Here is a 15878-nt window from a genome sequence, read left to right as displayed (position 1 = left end):
CGCCGATGGAGCAGTCCACGTCGGCGACGACAGCATCTCGAGCAGCGACGTCGGCGGCCGTCAGTCGCAGGCCGACACCGCGCGGTTTCTCGGCAGTGGCCGGTCTCCGGGATGCGTCCATGGCACGGAACCCACCGCTGTGAACACGAACGCCTCAAGAAAACGAAAGGTAGTCCAGTGCTTGTCAGGCAGTGCTCGCACTGGTGTGGCGTGAGGTGGCCCGTCGGCACTCTCGGGCACATGGCGGGTCAAGGTGAATTGACGGCAGAACGAGTACGTGTACGAGAGATCTCCCGGCAGAAGGCATGTTCCAGACCCGGGCGGAAGCTCATTCCATCGGACCGTTAGACTTGCCGACCTGGCCGTCGGCCGTTTCCGCCTCCTGACCGCCGGTCAGCGCAATCGAGACACCGACGACGCCCTGTGGCAGCTCCCCACGAGTGCACACCAACCCACTCCGAAGTGCGTCACAGGTGCCTGGCACATCAACACTCTAAAGCTCCGGTTGAGCGCAAGACATAACTCGAGAAGAGCAACAGACTCCACACATCCGTACCATCTTTATCCCGGGCCGCTCGCGGTGGTCACCAAATCCGCCACTCCGTCGAGCCCGAGAAGGCATGCGCCCGGATATCTCATGCCTGTGCCAAGCCGCTGTACAGCGGCCACGAAACCGAAGAGAGGACGACACCATGTCGCAGAGCACGACCGCCACCACTGAACTGACATCGCAGTACGCCGCCCAGGTGATCAGCGACCTCGAACGCAACGCCAAGGAGCAGGACCGCGTCAGCGCGGAGATCGCCGCACTGCAGGAACGGCTCGCAGCCCTGCGGCACGACCACTCCGTGCTCGTCAACGTGCAACAGGCACTGGGTGCTTCACCCGTACCGGCCCCGGACGGCGCCACCGTGCCCGCTCCCCGTAAGGAGGCCGTCGCCGAGACCGGCACGGGCAAGCGGACGCGAGTGAAGAAGGCCGCTACCGCGCAGGGGCGCTCGGCAGCCCGGAAGCCGGCCGGCAAGAAGCCGGTCGGCAAGAAGCCCGCGGCCAAGGTCGCAGCCGCGAAGAACACCAAGCCCACGCTGGTCGAACTGGTCCGCGACCACCTCATCGAGCAGGGTGAACCGCGCTCCGCCGCGGAAGTCGCGACCGTGCTCGGCACGGCTCATCCCGAGCGCGGCATCAAGACCACCGTCGTGCGCAACACCCTCGAAGGTCTCGTGGCCAAGAACAAGGCTCAGCGCACCAAGCAGGGCGCGGCCGTCTTCTACGCCGCCTCCGACGCGGCCGGTCGCACGGCTGCATCGGCCAAGGGCGAGTCGCAGTCGGGGCAGGGCGAGTAGGACCGTTGAGCAGCGCGCTGCCCTTGCGGCGGCAGCCGGTCCGGTCCTCACGTTGTTGGACCGTCCGGCAGCCGCTGTCGGCCGGCAGCGGCTGCCGGATCACGTTCCTCCTGCGTGAGTTCACCTGGCGCCCGATCACACCAATGGCCCTGTGCCATGATTGGCGCCCCACACAGCGGGAGGTGTCATGGTGGGGGATGCCAACAGCACGGCCTTGGACAGTGATCGGCCTTGGTATGCCGCCAACGAGGTCCTGGCGTTCCTGCTTGAGCTCGCCGCGCTCGTGTGCCTGGGGTGGTGGGGGTCTACCGTAGGCCACAACGATGTCCTCCGCATACTGCCGGCCGCCGGAACGCCTCTCCTGGCCATCGTGCTGTGGGCGCTGTTCGCCGCACCGAAGGCGAAGTACAGGCCGAGCCTACCGCTCGTGCTCGTCGTCAAGGCGGTCGTGCTCGGCGGTGGTGCTGCTGCTCTGTACGGAGTCGGGCACCCCATCGCGGCGCGGGTCATGGCGGTCGTCATCGTGGTGAACACAGCGGTGGCCGAGACCTTCCGCCACAGCCCCCACCGACCGTGACGCGGGCCCGGTCGGCAGGGAAGGGGCCGGGAGCGACGCACCAGGGCTGCTCTGAGGTTCGGGCGATCGCCGTCAAGCCCTGAAAATTCCGGCACGGGCCGGCATCGGCGGGCATCAGACGGCAAACCCGCCACATCGGCCTTGGTCACGACCGTACTCTGTGCGGCATGAACCGAGCCGGTTGTCTCTCATTCGCGGCCATTCCCGTCGTCGTCACCGCGGCGTTCTATGTCTTCGCGCCCGCCCATGAGGACGGTTCGGACGGCAAGCAGCCCACGTCCGCCTCCCGGCTCTCCCGCGAGGAGGCCAAGGTACGGGCCGAGCGGGCCGAGGACGACAAGGTGATCGCTGACCTGCCTCCAGGCCTCGCGGCCCCCGCCAAGAAGGAGTTGGCGCAGCAGATCGTGGCCAGCGCCGAGAACTCCACCCTCGACTGGAGCAGCGCATTCGGCTACATCGAGGACATCGGCGACGGCCAGGGCTACACCGCCGGCATCGTCGGCTTCTGCACCGGCACCCACGACCTGCTCACCCTGGTCGAGCGCTATACGAAGGCCCACCCGGACAACGGCCTGGCCCGCTATCTGCCCGCGCTGCGCAAAGTGGACGGCACCGACTCCCACGAGGGCCTGGGCGGCTTCCCGGCAGCCTGGAAGGCGGAGGCGAAGGTGCCGGCCTTCCGCAAGGCGCAGGTCGAGGAGCGCGACCGCGTCTATTTCAACCCTGCGGTCCGCCTCGCCAAGCTCGACGGCCTAGGCACACTCGGCCAGTTCATCTACTACGACGCGATGGTCTTCCATGGTCCCGGCACCGACGCGGAAGGCTTCTACGGTCTGCGTGAACGCACACTGAACGAGGCGCACAGCCCGTCCCAGGGCGGCAGCGAGAAGAAGTACCTGGACCTCTTCCTCGACATCCGTCTCAAGGCGATGCGGGAGAAGAAGCCGGACATCGACACCACCCGTGTCGACACTGCCCAGCGGCAGTGGCTGTACGACGGCAACATGGACCTCAAGACGCCCCTCGTGTGGAAGGTCTACGGGGAGACGTACAAGGTGCCGTAGGACCGGCCAGGATCCAGCGGTGCGGTCCTGCGGGTGACCCGAGCCGCCTGGGTTGACACCCTGGAACCCCGAGAGCACGCCCTGGTGCCGTACGCCAGTCAGAAGGACGTCCTTCGCACTGGTCCGGCGTGGCTCGGCGCAGCCGCGTGACTCACTGGTTAGCTAATAGGCATTCAGGTCTTCGGCGGAACGAGGCGGACATGGGCGACGTGAACGAGGTGAACGCGCGGGTCATCGGCCAGTTCCGGGCACAGGGCGGGGTCGTGGGTGGCCACTTCGAAGGCAAGCAACTGCTGCTCCTGCACACGGTCGGCCGCCGCACCGGCCAGCAGAGGGTGAACCCTCTGGTGTATGCGGCCGACGGTGAGAGTTTTCTCGTCTGCGGCTCCTCGCGCGGCGCGGAGAAGGATCCGGCGTGGGTGAGCAATGTCGCCGAGATGTCCGAGGTGACGATCGAGGTGGGCGAGCGCGTCCTCAGCGCGACGCCTACCGTCGTGACGCACACATCGCCCGAGTGGGAGCGTCTCTACGGGATCTGGTCGGAGTACTGGCCTGCCAGTGCGCAGTACGAGAGCAAGACGTCACGCAAGTTCCCCATGGTGAAACTCGTTCCCGTCGCATCGGACGCCGGCTCGGCTGCGGAGCCTCCGGTAGCCGATGAGGGTCGCGTCGATGGTGACGAGGGCGAGCACTCGGCATTGAGCTCGTAGGGGCAGTGGGGGCCGCACACGTAATGCTGGTTTTCCCGCAGAAATTGACGCTCGCCATCACGTGACGCTTTGCGCTCACCGTCAACTCCCCAGCAGAGGCTGACGTCAGCCATGCGTGGGCATACCTTGCACCGCCACTACGCGCGGACCGCCCCTGCGCCACCCATCCACCGGCTCGTCGGTCACTCTCCACTCGTGGCAGCCATGCGCGCGCTGCATCAACTCCCCTGCAATCACCGCGTAGCTCGTGTGCGGCGATGGGATGCGAACTGCGGAGCAGACGCACAGTCACTAGGGCTCAGACGGCAGCTGGTTGCCACCCGCCTTGCGCAAGGCTCGCCAACCTGTGTCACACGAGGCCGATAGCAGGAGCAGAGCAGACCTGACGCCTCGTCATGTCCACGTTTGGGCGCGTCACGCGGCCTTTCACGAGAGCACGCTTGTAAGGCGACGGACCTCGTGCCGCTGGTGCGGATGGGGTGCTGCCGACCGGGTTACTTTTCGGCCTGGAGGCACTCGGAGGGAGTACGAGCTGAGGCATATGTCGTGTCTTACGGTGGTTTGAGCTGATGATCAGGTTGAAGTAATGACGTTGCTGCCGCGATTCCGCTGTGCCGGCGTGGTGCCGGCCTTCGCGGCGGCGGCGAAAGGACTACCTCTGATGCGAGTGACCCGGACCATTTTCGCCTCCGCGGCGGTTGCCGCGGCCGTCGCGCTTTCCGCTCCCGCCGCGCACGCCCTGTCGGTGGCTGAGCTTCGGGCTTCGAACGGCGGTACTTCCTACGTCAACGAAGGGCACGACAGGCACAAGGGTGGGCAGCACGCCGACCACGACCAGCGATCCGTCAGCGAGGAAGAGCACGGCCGTCACGAGCACCACGGGAAGAGGCACCACCCCCACGGTGGCGTGCACGCCGGCGGCGGCGCCCTGGCCATGGCCAAGACCGAAGACGGCGACGAGTCGAGCGAGGAGGACAGCCAGGAGAGCGCCGCCCAGGAGGAGCAGTCCGGCGGCGAGGAAGGACACGGCCGTCACCACCGAGAGCACCACGGGAAGAGGCACAACCACCCCCACGGTGGCGTGCACGCCGGCGGCGGCGCCCTGGCCATGGCCAAGACCGAAGACGGCGATGACTCGAGCGAGGAGGACAGCCAGGAGCGCGCCGACGAAGACGAGCAGGCAGGCGGCGAGGAAGGACACGGCCGTCACCACCGAGAGCACCACGGGAAGAGGCACAACCACCCCCACGGTGGCGTGCACGCCGGCGGCGGCGGGCTGGCGGAGTCCGGCAACGGGCTGGCCGCGGGTTCGGTGCTGTTGCTCGGCGGTCTCGGGGCGGGTGCCTACATGTTGCGCCGCCGGAGCACGTCGAAGGGTGCGACCGCCTGATCGGTCGACGCTCGCCGGTTGCTGTGCGGTCGCGGCCGCTGTCGCCCTGGAAAGGGCGCCGGCGGCCGCGACCGCGCAGCCGGCGCCGGCTGTTTCTCAACCCGCTGAAGTCTGACCGCCGCCCAGTCGATGAAAGGCGTTGTCCGATGGCCCTCTCACAACCGGTCCCACCGAATCAGCCCCCGAGCAGACCGGTGTTCCGTGTTGTCAGCCGTGCTCTGGTATGGCCGGCCGCAGCCGTTGGGCTGGGTGCTCTGCTCATCCACAACTCGCTGGCAGGCCCGGCGGATCCCACGCCACCGGCCCCGCCCGCAGCCTTCGTACCTCCCGCGGCCGTCGCTCCGTCGAAGCCAGGGTCGAACACGCCGGAACCCGCTACGAGAAAGCGTCTGCCGCGGTCTGCACCGAAGAGGATCGTTATTCCACAGATCGCGGTGAATGCGCCGTTCACCCCACTCTCTCTGAGCGCCTCGGGGCAGTTGAACGCGCCGCCCGTGAAAAACGCCAACCTGGTGGGCTGGTACAAGGACGGTGCCTCCCCCGGTGAGCCGGGGACGTCCATCGTGGTGGGTCATGTCGACACCAAGACCGGACCAGCGGTGTTCGTTTTCCTCCGCACCCTCAGGCCGGGCAGCAAGGTGGACATCACCCGCGCGGACGGCTCCGTCGCCGGTTTCATCGTCGATTCCGTCGAAACCTTCAACAAGGCCTCCTTCCCCGACGCTCGGGTCTACGGCAACGCTCGCACCCCTCAACTGCGGTTGATCACTTGCGGCGGAAACTACAACCGCAGCGTCCACGACTACGAGGCCAACGTGGTGGTGTTCGCCCATCTCGACTCGGTCAGGCCTTCCTGACGCGACCGAGGTGGCCCGGCGTCGGCACGGCGGCGCCCACGCCGGTACGAGAGGGGGATGCCGACCACGTGTGCGTCGACGTGCAGCTCCTGGCGCACCCGGCTGCCGCCCGCCGAGCACGGTGTTCCTGACGACCTCGGGCGAGATCGGGCCCTCTACGCCACCCCGCGCCGGCGAAGCAGCAGCCACAACTCGGCTGTGACGTCCGGGTTGGTGAGATCTGCCTCCAGCAGGGCTTCGCACCGGGCGATGCGATGCCGGAGCGTGTTGCGATGGACGCCGAGCGAGCGGGAGGCCGCCTCCCACTGGCCGTGGTGACGCAGGTAACCGATGAGGGTCTGGCGCAGGACATCGGTCAGTCGGTCGGAGGCGTCGGCCAGGCGTGCGGCGAGATCGGCGTTGTACGGTCCCGCGGACACGGACGCCAGCAGCCGCGTCCCCGATGCGAGGCCTCCCAACGTCGTGGCGACGACGGCTCGGACCGCTGATGTCTGCTCGACCGGGACCACTTCCGACAGGACAGCCGCCGTCTCGGGATCGGCCCGCCCCACGGCCTTCTCCAGGCGCGTGGTCGGCGGGTGGTCCGCGGGGATCAGGAACCAGGCGGTGTGACGGTCGGTCTGGAGGGCGATCGTCTCGGAACACCAATTGCGCACCACACTGGTGAGGATGTCGCTCTCCCGGCCGCGCAGTGCGAGGAGACGCACGTGGTCCGGTGGGCTCGGTGCCCGCACCGCGGCAGCGAGCCGCCGCGCCGCCTCCACGAATCCGAAGTCGACCAGCAGTCCGACGCAGCGCTGCCCTTCGTCGGCCACGGACTCGGCGCGGGAGCGTCGCACGGCATCCAGGCTCAGCAGGGCCGACGCCGTCAGCACGGCCCTTCGCCGCGCGGGATCCAGCGGTGCGGAGGTGCCGACCGCGAGGAACCCGGCGGCTCGCTCCTGCACAGCCAGCGGGAACACGATCACTGCCGCCGAGCCGGTGGAGAACGAGGCCGCGGAGTGCGCACTCGCGCCCTCCAGCCGCACGATCTCCCTCCTCACCCGCTCGGCCTCCGCAGCGGCTGAGGCGGGGACCACCTGGTCGACCTCACCGGTCGACGAGAACGCCGCTGCCCACGCGTCGAGGGAACGGCTCAGGGTGCGCAGCACCGTGGTGACCGGATCCGCGGACGCAGCCGCGTCGACGAGCGCGCGCTGTGTCGCCAGGACGTCCTTGAGACGTTGCTCGGCCGAGCGGGACACGGCGGCCCAGTAGGCCTTCGTGATGCGAAGAAACGGCGTGGGCGCCGGGACCATGAGCAGAGGGAGACCGAGCTTTCGGCAGGCGGCCAGGAGAGGCGCCGGAATCTCGGTGTGCACGGGGCCCAGCCCGAGGGCCAGCGCGCTCAGTCCCGCCTGCACCAGACGGCCGACATAGCGTTCGCAGCCGAGCTTGTTCTTGGGAAGCGACAGGCCCGTTGTCAGCAGCAGCTCTCCGCCCGTCAGGTAGCCGGCCGGGTCGAGCAGCTCGCTGATGTGGACGGCGGACACCTCCCGCGCTGACACGGTGAATCCGGGAGCCGCAGTGAGGTCCGTTCCCAGAGTCCGGCACAGCGAGGCAACCGTCGGGACCGCCATGACCCCCTCCTGTGCAATCTATCCAATCGAGGACTGTGAAAGTGCATTTTATCCAGTGAGGGATGCGTGCGTTCTCCGTACCGTCGTGCCGTCCCGAGCGAACGGAGAAGATCATGCCGTCGGGCAAGGGCGCACCCTCAGGACCGGGCGGCGCGCTGGCCGTCCTCGAGCAGGAAGGGAAGGACGTGCGATGAACACGACCACGAGCTTTCGGCCCTACGACGGCCGGCCGGTCGGCACGGTCGCGGACACGCCCCCGGAGGTCGTACGCGCCGTGGTGGATCAAGCGGCCGGAGCGGCACCGGCGGTGGCCGGTGCGGCGCCTGCTCGGCGGCGCACATGGTTGCGTGCTGTCGCGGACGGTTTGGAGAGCCACGCCGAGGAACTGGTGGCGCTTGCCGACGAGGAGACCGGACTCGGGGCGGCCCGGCTGACATCGGAGGTGGCGCGCACCGCAGGCCAGCTTCGCTTCTACGGCGACGTGGCGGCGGAGGGATCGTATCTGGGGGTCGCCGTCGACGAGGCCACCGCGACGTCCCCTCGTCTCGTCCGGGTCAACCACCCGGTCGGGTCGGTCGCCGTGTTCGGGGCGAGCAACTTCCCGTTCGCCTTCTCCGTACTCGGCAACGACACCGCCTCCGCTCTCGCGGCGGGCTGCCCGGTCGTGGTGAAGGCGCACCCGGCACACGTGACGCTCAGCGTGCGACTGGCGCAGATCGCTGAGCAGGCGCTCCTCGAGGCCGGCGCTCCCGAGGGCACCTTCGCACTGGTAGCCGGGCGCCAGGCGGGGGTGGACCTGGTGCGCGCGGAGGGCATCGCCGCGGTGGCGTTCACCGGCTCACAGGCAGGCGGACTGGCACTGTGGCGGCTGGCGAACGAACGCGAGCGAGTGATCCCTGTCTACGCCGAGATGGGCACGGTGAACCCCGTCGTGGTCACCCCAGCCGCCGCCGCACGCATCGAGGACGTCGCGGGCGGCTTCGTGGGGTCGTTCACGATGGGCTCCGGACAGTTCTGCACCAAGCCGGGTCTGCTGCTGGTTCCCGCGGGGCACGATGCCGCACGGGTCGTCGGTGACGCACTGGCGCAGGCGGCCCCGCAACCGCTGATGCTGACCGAGGAGATCGCCGCCTCGGTCGAGCGTGGTCTCCTCGACATGGTGACGGCAGGCGCCTTTGTCGTACGCAGCGTCGCCGGCACGGGACCTGGCTGGGGCGCGCCGGCCGCGGTCCTTTCGGCGCCGATCACGGCACTGCGCACGGGCAGTCGGCTCCTGGAGGAGTGCTTCGGAGCCGTCGCGGTGGTCGTCGAGTACGCCGACGACCAGGAACTGCGCTCAGCGCTCGGCGCGCTCCAGGGCAGTCTGGCGGGCACCGTCGTGACCGGCGACGACGCCGACCCCGACGCCCCCTGGCTGGTGGAGGCGCTCACCAGGACCGTGGGGCGGGTGACCGTGAACGACTGGCCGACCGGTGTCTCCTACACCTGGGCCCAGCACCACGGTGGTCCCTGGCCCGCCACGTCGAACGCCGCGGCCACCTCCGTGGGCGCGGCCGCCCTGGACCGCTTCGTCAGACCCGTGACCTACCAGTCCGCACCGGACGCGTGGTTGCCCCTCGCGGTGCGTGCCGACAACCCGTGGAACCTACCGCGACGCGTCGACGGACGACGTGAGGACCAGCGGGGAGGACGATGATGCCGCTGCCGCTCGACGGCGTCGTCGTCGCCGACTTCAGCCGCGTTCTGGCCGGCCCGCTCGCCTCAGTGATGCTGGCGGACCTGGGGGCCACCGTCATCAAGGTGGAGCGCCCTGGTTCCGGCGACGACACCCGCGCGTGGGGTCCGCCGTGGACCACCGACTCCAGCAGTTACTTCGAGTGCGCCAACCGGTCGAAGCGGTCGGTGACCCTCGACCTGAACGACGCCGGGGACCTCCGGCTGGCCCGGACGCTGGCCGACCGTGCCGACGTCCTGGTGGAGAACTTCAAGGACGGAGCGCTCGCCGGCCGGGGCCTGGGCTACGAATCCGTCCGCCGGACCAATCCGCGCGTCGTGTACTGCTCGGTGACCGGATTCGGCAGCCGCGGCGGTGCGGCGCTGGCGGGCTACGACTTCCTCGTCCAGGCCGTGGGTGGGCTGATGAGCATCACCGGCGATGAGGGCTCCGAGCCGACGAAGGCCGGCGTGGCCTTGGTCGACGTACTGACCGCCAAGGACGCCACCATCGGCATCCTCGCGGCGCTCCAGGCCCGTGAGCGCACCGGGGAGGGCCAACGTGTCGAGGTCAACCTGCTGTCCAGTCTGCTCGGTTCGCTCGCCAACCAGGCTTCGGCCTACCTCGCCACCGGTCGGGCCCCCGGGCGGATGGGTAACAGGCACCCGTCGATAGCGCCGTACGAAACACTGCGCTGCAAGGACGACCTGCTCGCCGTCGCCTGCGGGAACGACGGGCAGTTCGGTCGACTCGCCGAGGTGGTGGGGTCGCCGGGCCTGGCCGATGACGAACGCTTCGCGACCAATCCGGCCCGGGTGGCCAACCGCCGCGAGCTCGTCCAAGCGCTCGAGGAACGCCTCGTGCGCGACACCGCCGAGGCATGGGCCGAGCGGCTCACCGCCGTCGGTGTTCCGGCGGGGAGGGTCGGTGACCTCGCTTCCGGCATCGCGCTGGCCGAGGCGCTCGGCCTTGAACCGACCGTCTCGGTCGGGTCTTCCTCGCCCCGTCAGATCCGGCACCCCATCACCTATTCGGCAACCCCGGTCACCAGCTACCGACCACCACCTCGTCTCGGAGAACACAGCGCCGACGTCCGCCGCTGGCTCGCCGAGCCGTCACAGGAGGAGACCTCATGAATTCCCCGGCCGCACTCCCCCCGCTCGACCCCCGCGACCCCGCAGGCCTGGACGACCTGCTCACCCCTGACGAGAAGGCCGTCGCCGCCTCGGTACGGCAACTGTGCGCCCAGTCGATCGACCCCTACGTGGCCGACTGGTTCGAACGGGGAACCATCCCCGACATCCGCGGTCTGGCCAAGGAGCTCGGGGCGCTGGGCGTGTTCGGTATGCACCTGGAGGGCTACGGCTGTGCCGGCATGTCGGCCACCGAATACGGGGTGGCCTGCCTGGAACTGGAGGCCTCCGACTCCGGCATCCGCTCCCTGGTCTCGGTGCAGGGATCGCTGGCGATGTTCGCGATCTGGAAGTGGGGCAGCGAGGAGCACAAGCAGCGCTGGCTTCCGTCCATGGCCGCCGGCGAGGCGATCGGTTGCTTCGGCCTCACCGAGCCCGACGTCGGCTCCGATCCTGGCAGCATGCGCACCCGCGCGCGGCGCGACGGCGACGACTGGGTCCTCGACGGCCGCAAGATGTGGATCACCAACGGCAGTGTGGCCGACGTTGCCGTGGTGTGGGCACAGACCGATGAGGGCGTACGTGGCTTCGTGGTACCCACCGACACTCCGGGCTTCTCGGCCCCGGAGATCAAGCACAAGCTGTCCCTGCGCGCGTCCGTCACCAGCGAGTTGGTCCTCGACGCGGTACGCCTTCCCGCGGACGCCGCCCTTCCCGAGGTCCGCGGCCTCAAGGGCCCTCTCAGCTGCCTCAACGAGGCCCGTTACGGCATCGTCTGGGGAGCGATGGGCGCGGCCCGGTCGTCGCTGTACGCCGCCCAGTCCTACGCCGTCGAGCGAACCCAGTTCGGCAAGCCGATCGGGGCGTTCCAGCTGACCCAGCAGAAACTCGCCGACATGTATCTCGAGTACACCAAGGGTGTGCTGCTGGCTCTCCACCTGGGTCGGCGCAAGGACGCCGGTACGCTGCGGCCCGAGCAGGTGAGCCTGGGCAAGCTCAACAACGTCCGCGAGGCGCTGGACATCTGCCGCACCGCGCGTACCGTCCTCGGGGCCAACGGCATCTCCCTGGAGTACCCGGTGATCCGGCACATGAACAACCTGGAGTCCGTGCTGACCTACGAGGGAACCGTCGAGATGCACACGCTCGTCGTCGGCCAGGCGGTCACCGGGCAGCCGGCCTTTCGCTGAGCACACGCGCAGGCGACCGTGGGAGCCGACTGACGTACCGTGAGGAGTCTGCGGGTGGCCGGGCTGATCACCGGCCACCCGAAGGCTCGCAGCAGGGCAATCGCGTGCTGGGCCGTTCACGGATCCGGCGGCCGGAGCGGATTGGCTTCGTACGCCTACTTCCGGACGCGTGGAGAGACACGGCATCATGGCTGTGTTCCACCTGCATTGCCGTTTCCTCCGACGCACACGGCGCTGCAAGAGGCCCGTCCGGGCTGTCCGCCAGCGCAAGGTCCACCGCATCATCGGCATGGCACAGCACGGAACGATCTCGCTCCATCCATAAAGGCACGGCTACATGCTTGTCATGTGCGCGCAAAATGGAGTCGCTCCCCGACACCGCCGCGACTCCCCCACACCCCGACACCCGGTGCGACATTCGAGCGCCGTGAGCGCCGTCGCACAACATTGAATTGTCATGCACAGGTCCATCATGAGCGACCTGGCCAACGCGAAGGGAACAGTTATGGCTTGCGGATCCACCTCCCTCTGGGCGGGCGAAGCCACCTGGTTCTGCTGCGGCAACGCCTGGGGCTCGTGCGGCAGCGCCGGCACCGGCGCGTGCAGTACGTGCCAGTCCGCCAAGAACATGGCCGCCTGGCCCAACCTGTCCTCGGCCTGCTGGAACATCACCCGGCCCGACCTGTGCGGGGAGAACATGCCGCGCCGCGGATGCGGCTCGGTGATGAACGTCCGTCACCAGTGCTCCGGCGCCACGGTCTGCGTCACACTCGCCGACTGCGGTCCGCGCACCCAGAGCTTCTGCGGTGAGGCGGCATGCTGCAACGGCACGTGTCGCACCAACCGAGTCATCGACCTGACCCCGGCCGCGTTCTCCGCGATCGGCAGCCTCAGCTCCGGCAAGTTGCCCGTCTACATCTACGAGTGATCCCGGCCCGCACCTCACAACGGATCAGGAACAGCTCCGCAGAGAGAGAAGACACAGCAGGAGGGGCAACATGAACCACAGCCAGGAGTCCGGTGAACGCCGTCTGGACCGGAGACGTTTCCTCACCACGGCCGCCATCGGCGGCGCCACCATCGTCGGCGCGACCGCACTGGGCGGCCTCGACGCCGACGCGGCCTTCGCCGAGCCGATGCCCTCGCTCGACCCGGCGATCCCCGCCGCGTTCGCCGAGGGACGCGTTGTCGCCATCAACCGCAGCACGCTGGACGTCGCCGGCTCGCACGGGGAACGGCACCTCATCCAGCTGACCAACGCCACCAGCGTCTGGAAGCTGCACACCACCACCGCTGAGGCGGTCGAGGTGGGTGACGGGCTCTACGCCCGCGGTGTGACGATGCCCGACGGAACGATCGCCGCTGACGCGGTGTGGGTCAACATCGTGAACGTCTACTGCACGATCCGTGGCATCGCCAAGGACCGGCTGCACCTCGCCCACAACGACCACGAACTGGTGGGCCGGATCGTACCCGCCATCACCACCGCCTCCTACCACGGCGGCGCGCTGACCTCGGACCTGTCGCGGATGCGGATCGGCCAGACCGCGCAGGTACTCGGCGCCTGGCGACCCGCGGACAACCACATCGACGTCGCTCGCGTGACCCTCGGGCACTGAAGGAGGCGCCACCATGATCCGGGTCGTCTCCGACCTCGCGCCGTTGGTCTGCGGGCTGCTGCTGGCACCGGCCGGCGCGGGCAAGCTCTTCGGACGGCATACCGCCCGGCTGGCCGCGGACACAGTGCTCGTACGGGTGCTCCACGACGGTCGGCGGGCCACACGCGCTCTGCGAATCCTGGGCGGGATCGAACTCGTCCTTGCCACCGCGCTGCTGGTCACCCCCACCGCGGCCGTTCCCGGAGCCGCCACCGCGGCGCTCGGCCTCGGATTCACCGGCTACCTGGCCTACGCCAAGACCACCGCACCCGAGTCGTCCTGCGGGTGCAGCGCCCGCACCGAGGGACCCATCGGCGTGCGCTCCTTCGGCCGGGCCGGGCTCGTCGTGGTCGGCGGTCTGGCGGCGGCCACCGCGGACACCGCCTGGTGGTCGGAGGCCTCGGGACACCCGGCCGCATCCTCGGTCTTCCTTCTGGCCACGGCGGCACTGCTGCTCGCCGTCTCCTCCGACCTGGACCACCTGTGGCTGCTGCCCTTGCGCAAGGCCAGGCTCAGGGTGTTCGGCAACCCACTGCCGTCGTCGGCCGCCGCACACGTGCCGGTCGACGCGACCGTGGAACTGCTGGAGCACTCTCTGGCCTGGCAGGCCGCGCGACCGGTGGTCCGCTCGGCACTGCTCGACCACTGGGACGACGAGGGATGGCGTGTACTGCGCTATTCGGGCGCGTACGCGGACGCTCGCGGCACCCATCCCGTGAGCGTGCTGTTCGCCCTGGACCCCAGGGCGAGCATCGACACCACACCCAGCCCGGCAGTTCGCGTCTCGCTGGTCGACGAGGCGAACGAAGAGGTTCTTGCTGCCGATGCACTCACCGTTCCCGAGAGCTGAGGAGGGGTGAGGTCCCCACCCGCCGTGTCATGACGGGCCGACAGAACTGCCGATCCGGGCGAGTTCGAAGATAGTAGCCTCATGAATATGTGGGAAAAACGAGGCGACATGGTGGTCCATGAAGTGGATCCCTTCAACGCCGAACCACCTCCGGGCGCGCTCCTGGACCACATCACCCCCCTGGACACCTTCTACGGCCGCAATCACGGGCCGATCCCCCGTATCGACGCCGCGAGTTGGCGGCTGCGGGTGGACGGCCTGGTCGACCGCCCCCTCGAGCTGTCGATGGACGATCTGCAGCGTTGCTTCCCCCAGCGGACCGTGGTGGCGACACTGCAGTGCGCAGGCAATCGGCGCGCCGATCTGATGCGGTTCCGCGACATCCCAGGCCAGCAGCCCTGGGGCCCGGGAGCCACCTCCACCGCACGCTGGAGCGGAGTGAGTCTGGCCAAGGTGCTGGCCGAGGCCGGGCTGCAGGACCGGGCCGCGCACATCGCCTTCACCGGCGCCGACGTGTCACAGGAGGCCGACCCTCCGCAACCGTTCGGCGCCTCCCTCCCGACGGCGAAAGCCACCTCCGAAGAGGTACTCCTGGCCTGGGCCATGAACGACCAGGCACTGCCCACCGCACACGGTGCCCCCCTTCGCCTGGTCGTCCCGGGCTGGATCGGTGCCCGCAGCGTCAAATGGCTCCAGCGCATCACCGCCCAGGCGCAACCGAGCGACAACTACTTCCAAACCGGTTACAGCGTCCTGCCCCCCGACGCCGATCCGCACAACAGGACACCCGGCGACGGCATCCCTCTCGGCCCGATCGCCATCCACTGCGCCATCCTGCAACCCGAGAACGGCACGCAGTTGCCGGCAGGGGCCGCCCACGTCACCGGCTTCGCCTTCGCCGGGGACGACCGGACAGTGACCCGCGTGGACGTGTCCGGCGACGGCGGCACCACCTGGATCCGCGCCGATCTGGACGCACCGGAGAATCCATGGACGTGGCAGCACTGGCGTGCCACCCTCACCCTGCCCGCGGGCCGGACGGAACTGGTCGCCCGGGCCTGGGACTCCACCGCAGCCGTCCAGCCGGAATCACCGGCGACCGTGTGGAACCCCAAGGGGTACGCCAACACCTCCTGGGCCCGGCTGCACGTGACATGCCACAACTGAGTTCGTCGTGGCCCGGGCCGGGCGTCCGAGCGGCCACGTCACGGACGAGCCGCTCCCCGTCCGCCGACCGCCGTGCGGCAGGATAGGGCCATGAGCGTAGTCAAGATCAATGTACTGACCGTCCCCGCCGAGCACCGGGAGACACTCGAAAAGCGGTTCGCCTCCCGCGCCCATGCCGTGGAGAGCTCCGACGGATTCGAGTGGTTCGAACTCCTGAGGCCCCTCGAGGGCACCGACAACTACCTTGTGTACACGCGGTGGCGTGACGAGGAGTCCTTCCACGCGTGGATGGAGGGCCCCATGAAGGCGGCCCACCAGGGTGGTGGCCCGGCGAGCGGCGAGCACCCGAAGCCGGCCGCGAGCGGGTCCACCCTGTGGTCCTTCGAGGTCGTGCAGCAGGCGGCACCGAAGAGCGCTTGACATGCTCCTCGGGCTGAAGCCCGAGGATTCTGGCCGTCCCACGGGTTGCCGTGCCGCTACGCGGCACGGTTCCCGTGTGGGATTCCCTGGCTTCCTGTTTCTTCACGCTGCGCCAGAACGGGTTCTGGTCTTACCGGCGCTCCGCAGGCTGTCACCGCCAGTCCGGCGGCCGATTTCACGTTC

Annotated in this window: 16 protein-coding genes; 15 read left to right on the top strand and 1 reads right to left on the bottom strand. The window is 69.0% G+C overall.

The window, feature by feature from the left end:
• The first annotated feature begins 692 nt into the window (after positions 1–692).
• The 6 genes from ACWDEX_RS30655 (at position 693) to ACWDEX_RS30630 (ending at position 5944) form a co-directional block, all read left to right on the top strand.
• Entirely contained in the window at positions 693–1346 is a 654-nt protein-coding gene (locus ACWDEX_RS30655) for a hypothetical protein (RefSeq protein WP_450467722.1), read from the top strand.
• A 187-nt stretch (positions 1347–1533) separates the two neighbouring features.
• On the top strand, positions 1534–1923 hold the full coding sequence (locus ACWDEX_RS30650; RefSeq protein ID WP_450467721.1) for a YrdB family protein: 390 nt from the start codon (positions 1534–1536) through the stop codon (positions 1921–1923).
• 167 nt (positions 1924–2090) lie between these two features.
• Positions 2091–2987 (top strand): chitosanase, encoded by an 897-nt coding sequence (locus ACWDEX_RS30645; RefSeq protein WP_450467720.1) that lies wholly within the window; start codon positions 2091–2093, stop codon positions 2985–2987.
• A 200-nt stretch (positions 2988–3187) separates the two neighbouring features.
• Positions 3188–3697, top strand: coding sequence for a nitroreductase/quinone reductase family protein (locus tag ACWDEX_RS30640; protein ID WP_450467719.1), 510 nt, complete (start codon positions 3188–3190; stop codon positions 3695–3697).
• A gap of 661 nt (positions 3698–4358) precedes the next feature.
• On the top strand, positions 4359–5087 hold the full coding sequence (locus tag ACWDEX_RS30635; protein ID WP_450467718.1) for a hypothetical protein: 729 nt from the start codon (positions 4359–4361) through the stop codon (positions 5085–5087).
• Between the two features lie 146 nt (positions 5088–5233).
• Positions 5234–5944 (top strand): class F sortase, encoded by a 711-nt coding sequence (locus ACWDEX_RS30630; protein ID WP_450467761.1) that lies wholly within the window; start codon positions 5234–5236, stop codon positions 5942–5944.
• 155 nt (positions 5945–6099) lie between these two features.
• On the opposite strand, the gene ACWDEX_RS30625 is transcribed toward ACWDEX_RS30630, so the two are convergent.
• Positions 6100–7563, bottom strand: a complete 1464-nt coding sequence (locus ACWDEX_RS30625) for a PucR family transcriptional regulator (protein WP_450467717.1) — start codon at positions 7561–7563, stop codon at positions 6100–6102.
• A gap of 62 nt (positions 7564–7625) precedes the next feature.
• Here ACWDEX_RS30625 and ACWDEX_RS30620 point away from each other — a divergent pair, with 62 nt between their 5' ends.
• From ACWDEX_RS30620 to ACWDEX_RS30580, 9 genes are all read left to right on the top strand, one after another.
• Positions 7626–7757, top strand: coding sequence for a hypothetical protein (locus tag ACWDEX_RS30620; protein ID WP_450467716.1), 132 nt, complete (start codon positions 7626–7628; stop codon positions 7755–7757).
• The gene (locus ACWDEX_RS30615; RefSeq protein WP_450467715.1) at positions 7754–9259 is read left to right on the top strand and encodes an aldehyde dehydrogenase family protein; all 1506 of its coding nucleotides are present in this window, start codon (positions 7754–7756) and stop codon (positions 9257–9259) included. Before ACWDEX_RS30620 ends, ACWDEX_RS30615 begins: the two co-directional genes overlap by 4 nt.
• Entirely contained in the window at positions 9259–10413 is a 1155-nt protein-coding gene (locus ACWDEX_RS30610) for a CaiB/BaiF CoA transferase family protein (RefSeq protein WP_450467760.1), read from the top strand. Before ACWDEX_RS30615 ends, ACWDEX_RS30610 begins: the two co-directional genes overlap by 1 nt.
• Positions 10410–11600 (top strand): acyl-CoA dehydrogenase family protein, encoded by a 1191-nt coding sequence (locus tag ACWDEX_RS30605; RefSeq protein ID WP_450467713.1) that lies wholly within the window; start codon positions 10410–10412, stop codon positions 11598–11600. The genes ACWDEX_RS30610 and ACWDEX_RS30605 overlap by 4 nt, the downstream gene beginning before the upstream one ends.
• Positions 11601–12057: 457 nt before the next feature.
• Complete coding sequence (locus ACWDEX_RS30600; protein WP_450467712.1) at positions 12058–12528, top strand: hypothetical protein; 471 nt, start codon at positions 12058–12060, stop codon at positions 12526–12528.
• 70 nt (positions 12529–12598) lie between these two features.
• The gene (locus ACWDEX_RS30595; protein WP_450467710.1) at positions 12599–13219 is read left to right on the top strand and encodes a twin-arginine translocation signal domain-containing protein; all 621 of its coding nucleotides are present in this window, start codon (positions 12599–12601) and stop codon (positions 13217–13219) included.
• Between the two features lie 13 nt (positions 13220–13232).
• Entirely contained in the window at positions 13233–14108 is an 876-nt protein-coding gene (locus ACWDEX_RS30590) for a MauE/DoxX family redox-associated membrane protein (RefSeq protein WP_450467708.1), read from the top strand.
• Positions 14109–14195: 87 nt separating this feature from the next.
• A complete protein-coding gene (locus tag ACWDEX_RS30585; protein WP_450467707.1) occupies positions 14196–15275 on the top strand; it encodes a sulfite oxidase in 1080 nt (359 codons plus the stop codon).
• A gap of 90 nt (positions 15276–15365) precedes the next feature.
• Entirely contained in the window at positions 15366–15695 is a 330-nt protein-coding gene (locus ACWDEX_RS30580) for an antibiotic biosynthesis monooxygenase family protein (RefSeq protein WP_450467705.1), read from the top strand.
• Positions 15696–15878: the final 183 nt, after the last annotated feature.

The organism is Streptomyces sp. NPDC001020 (assembly GCF_053599115.1).
This window is presented reverse-complemented; position numbering and strand designations above follow the sequence as displayed.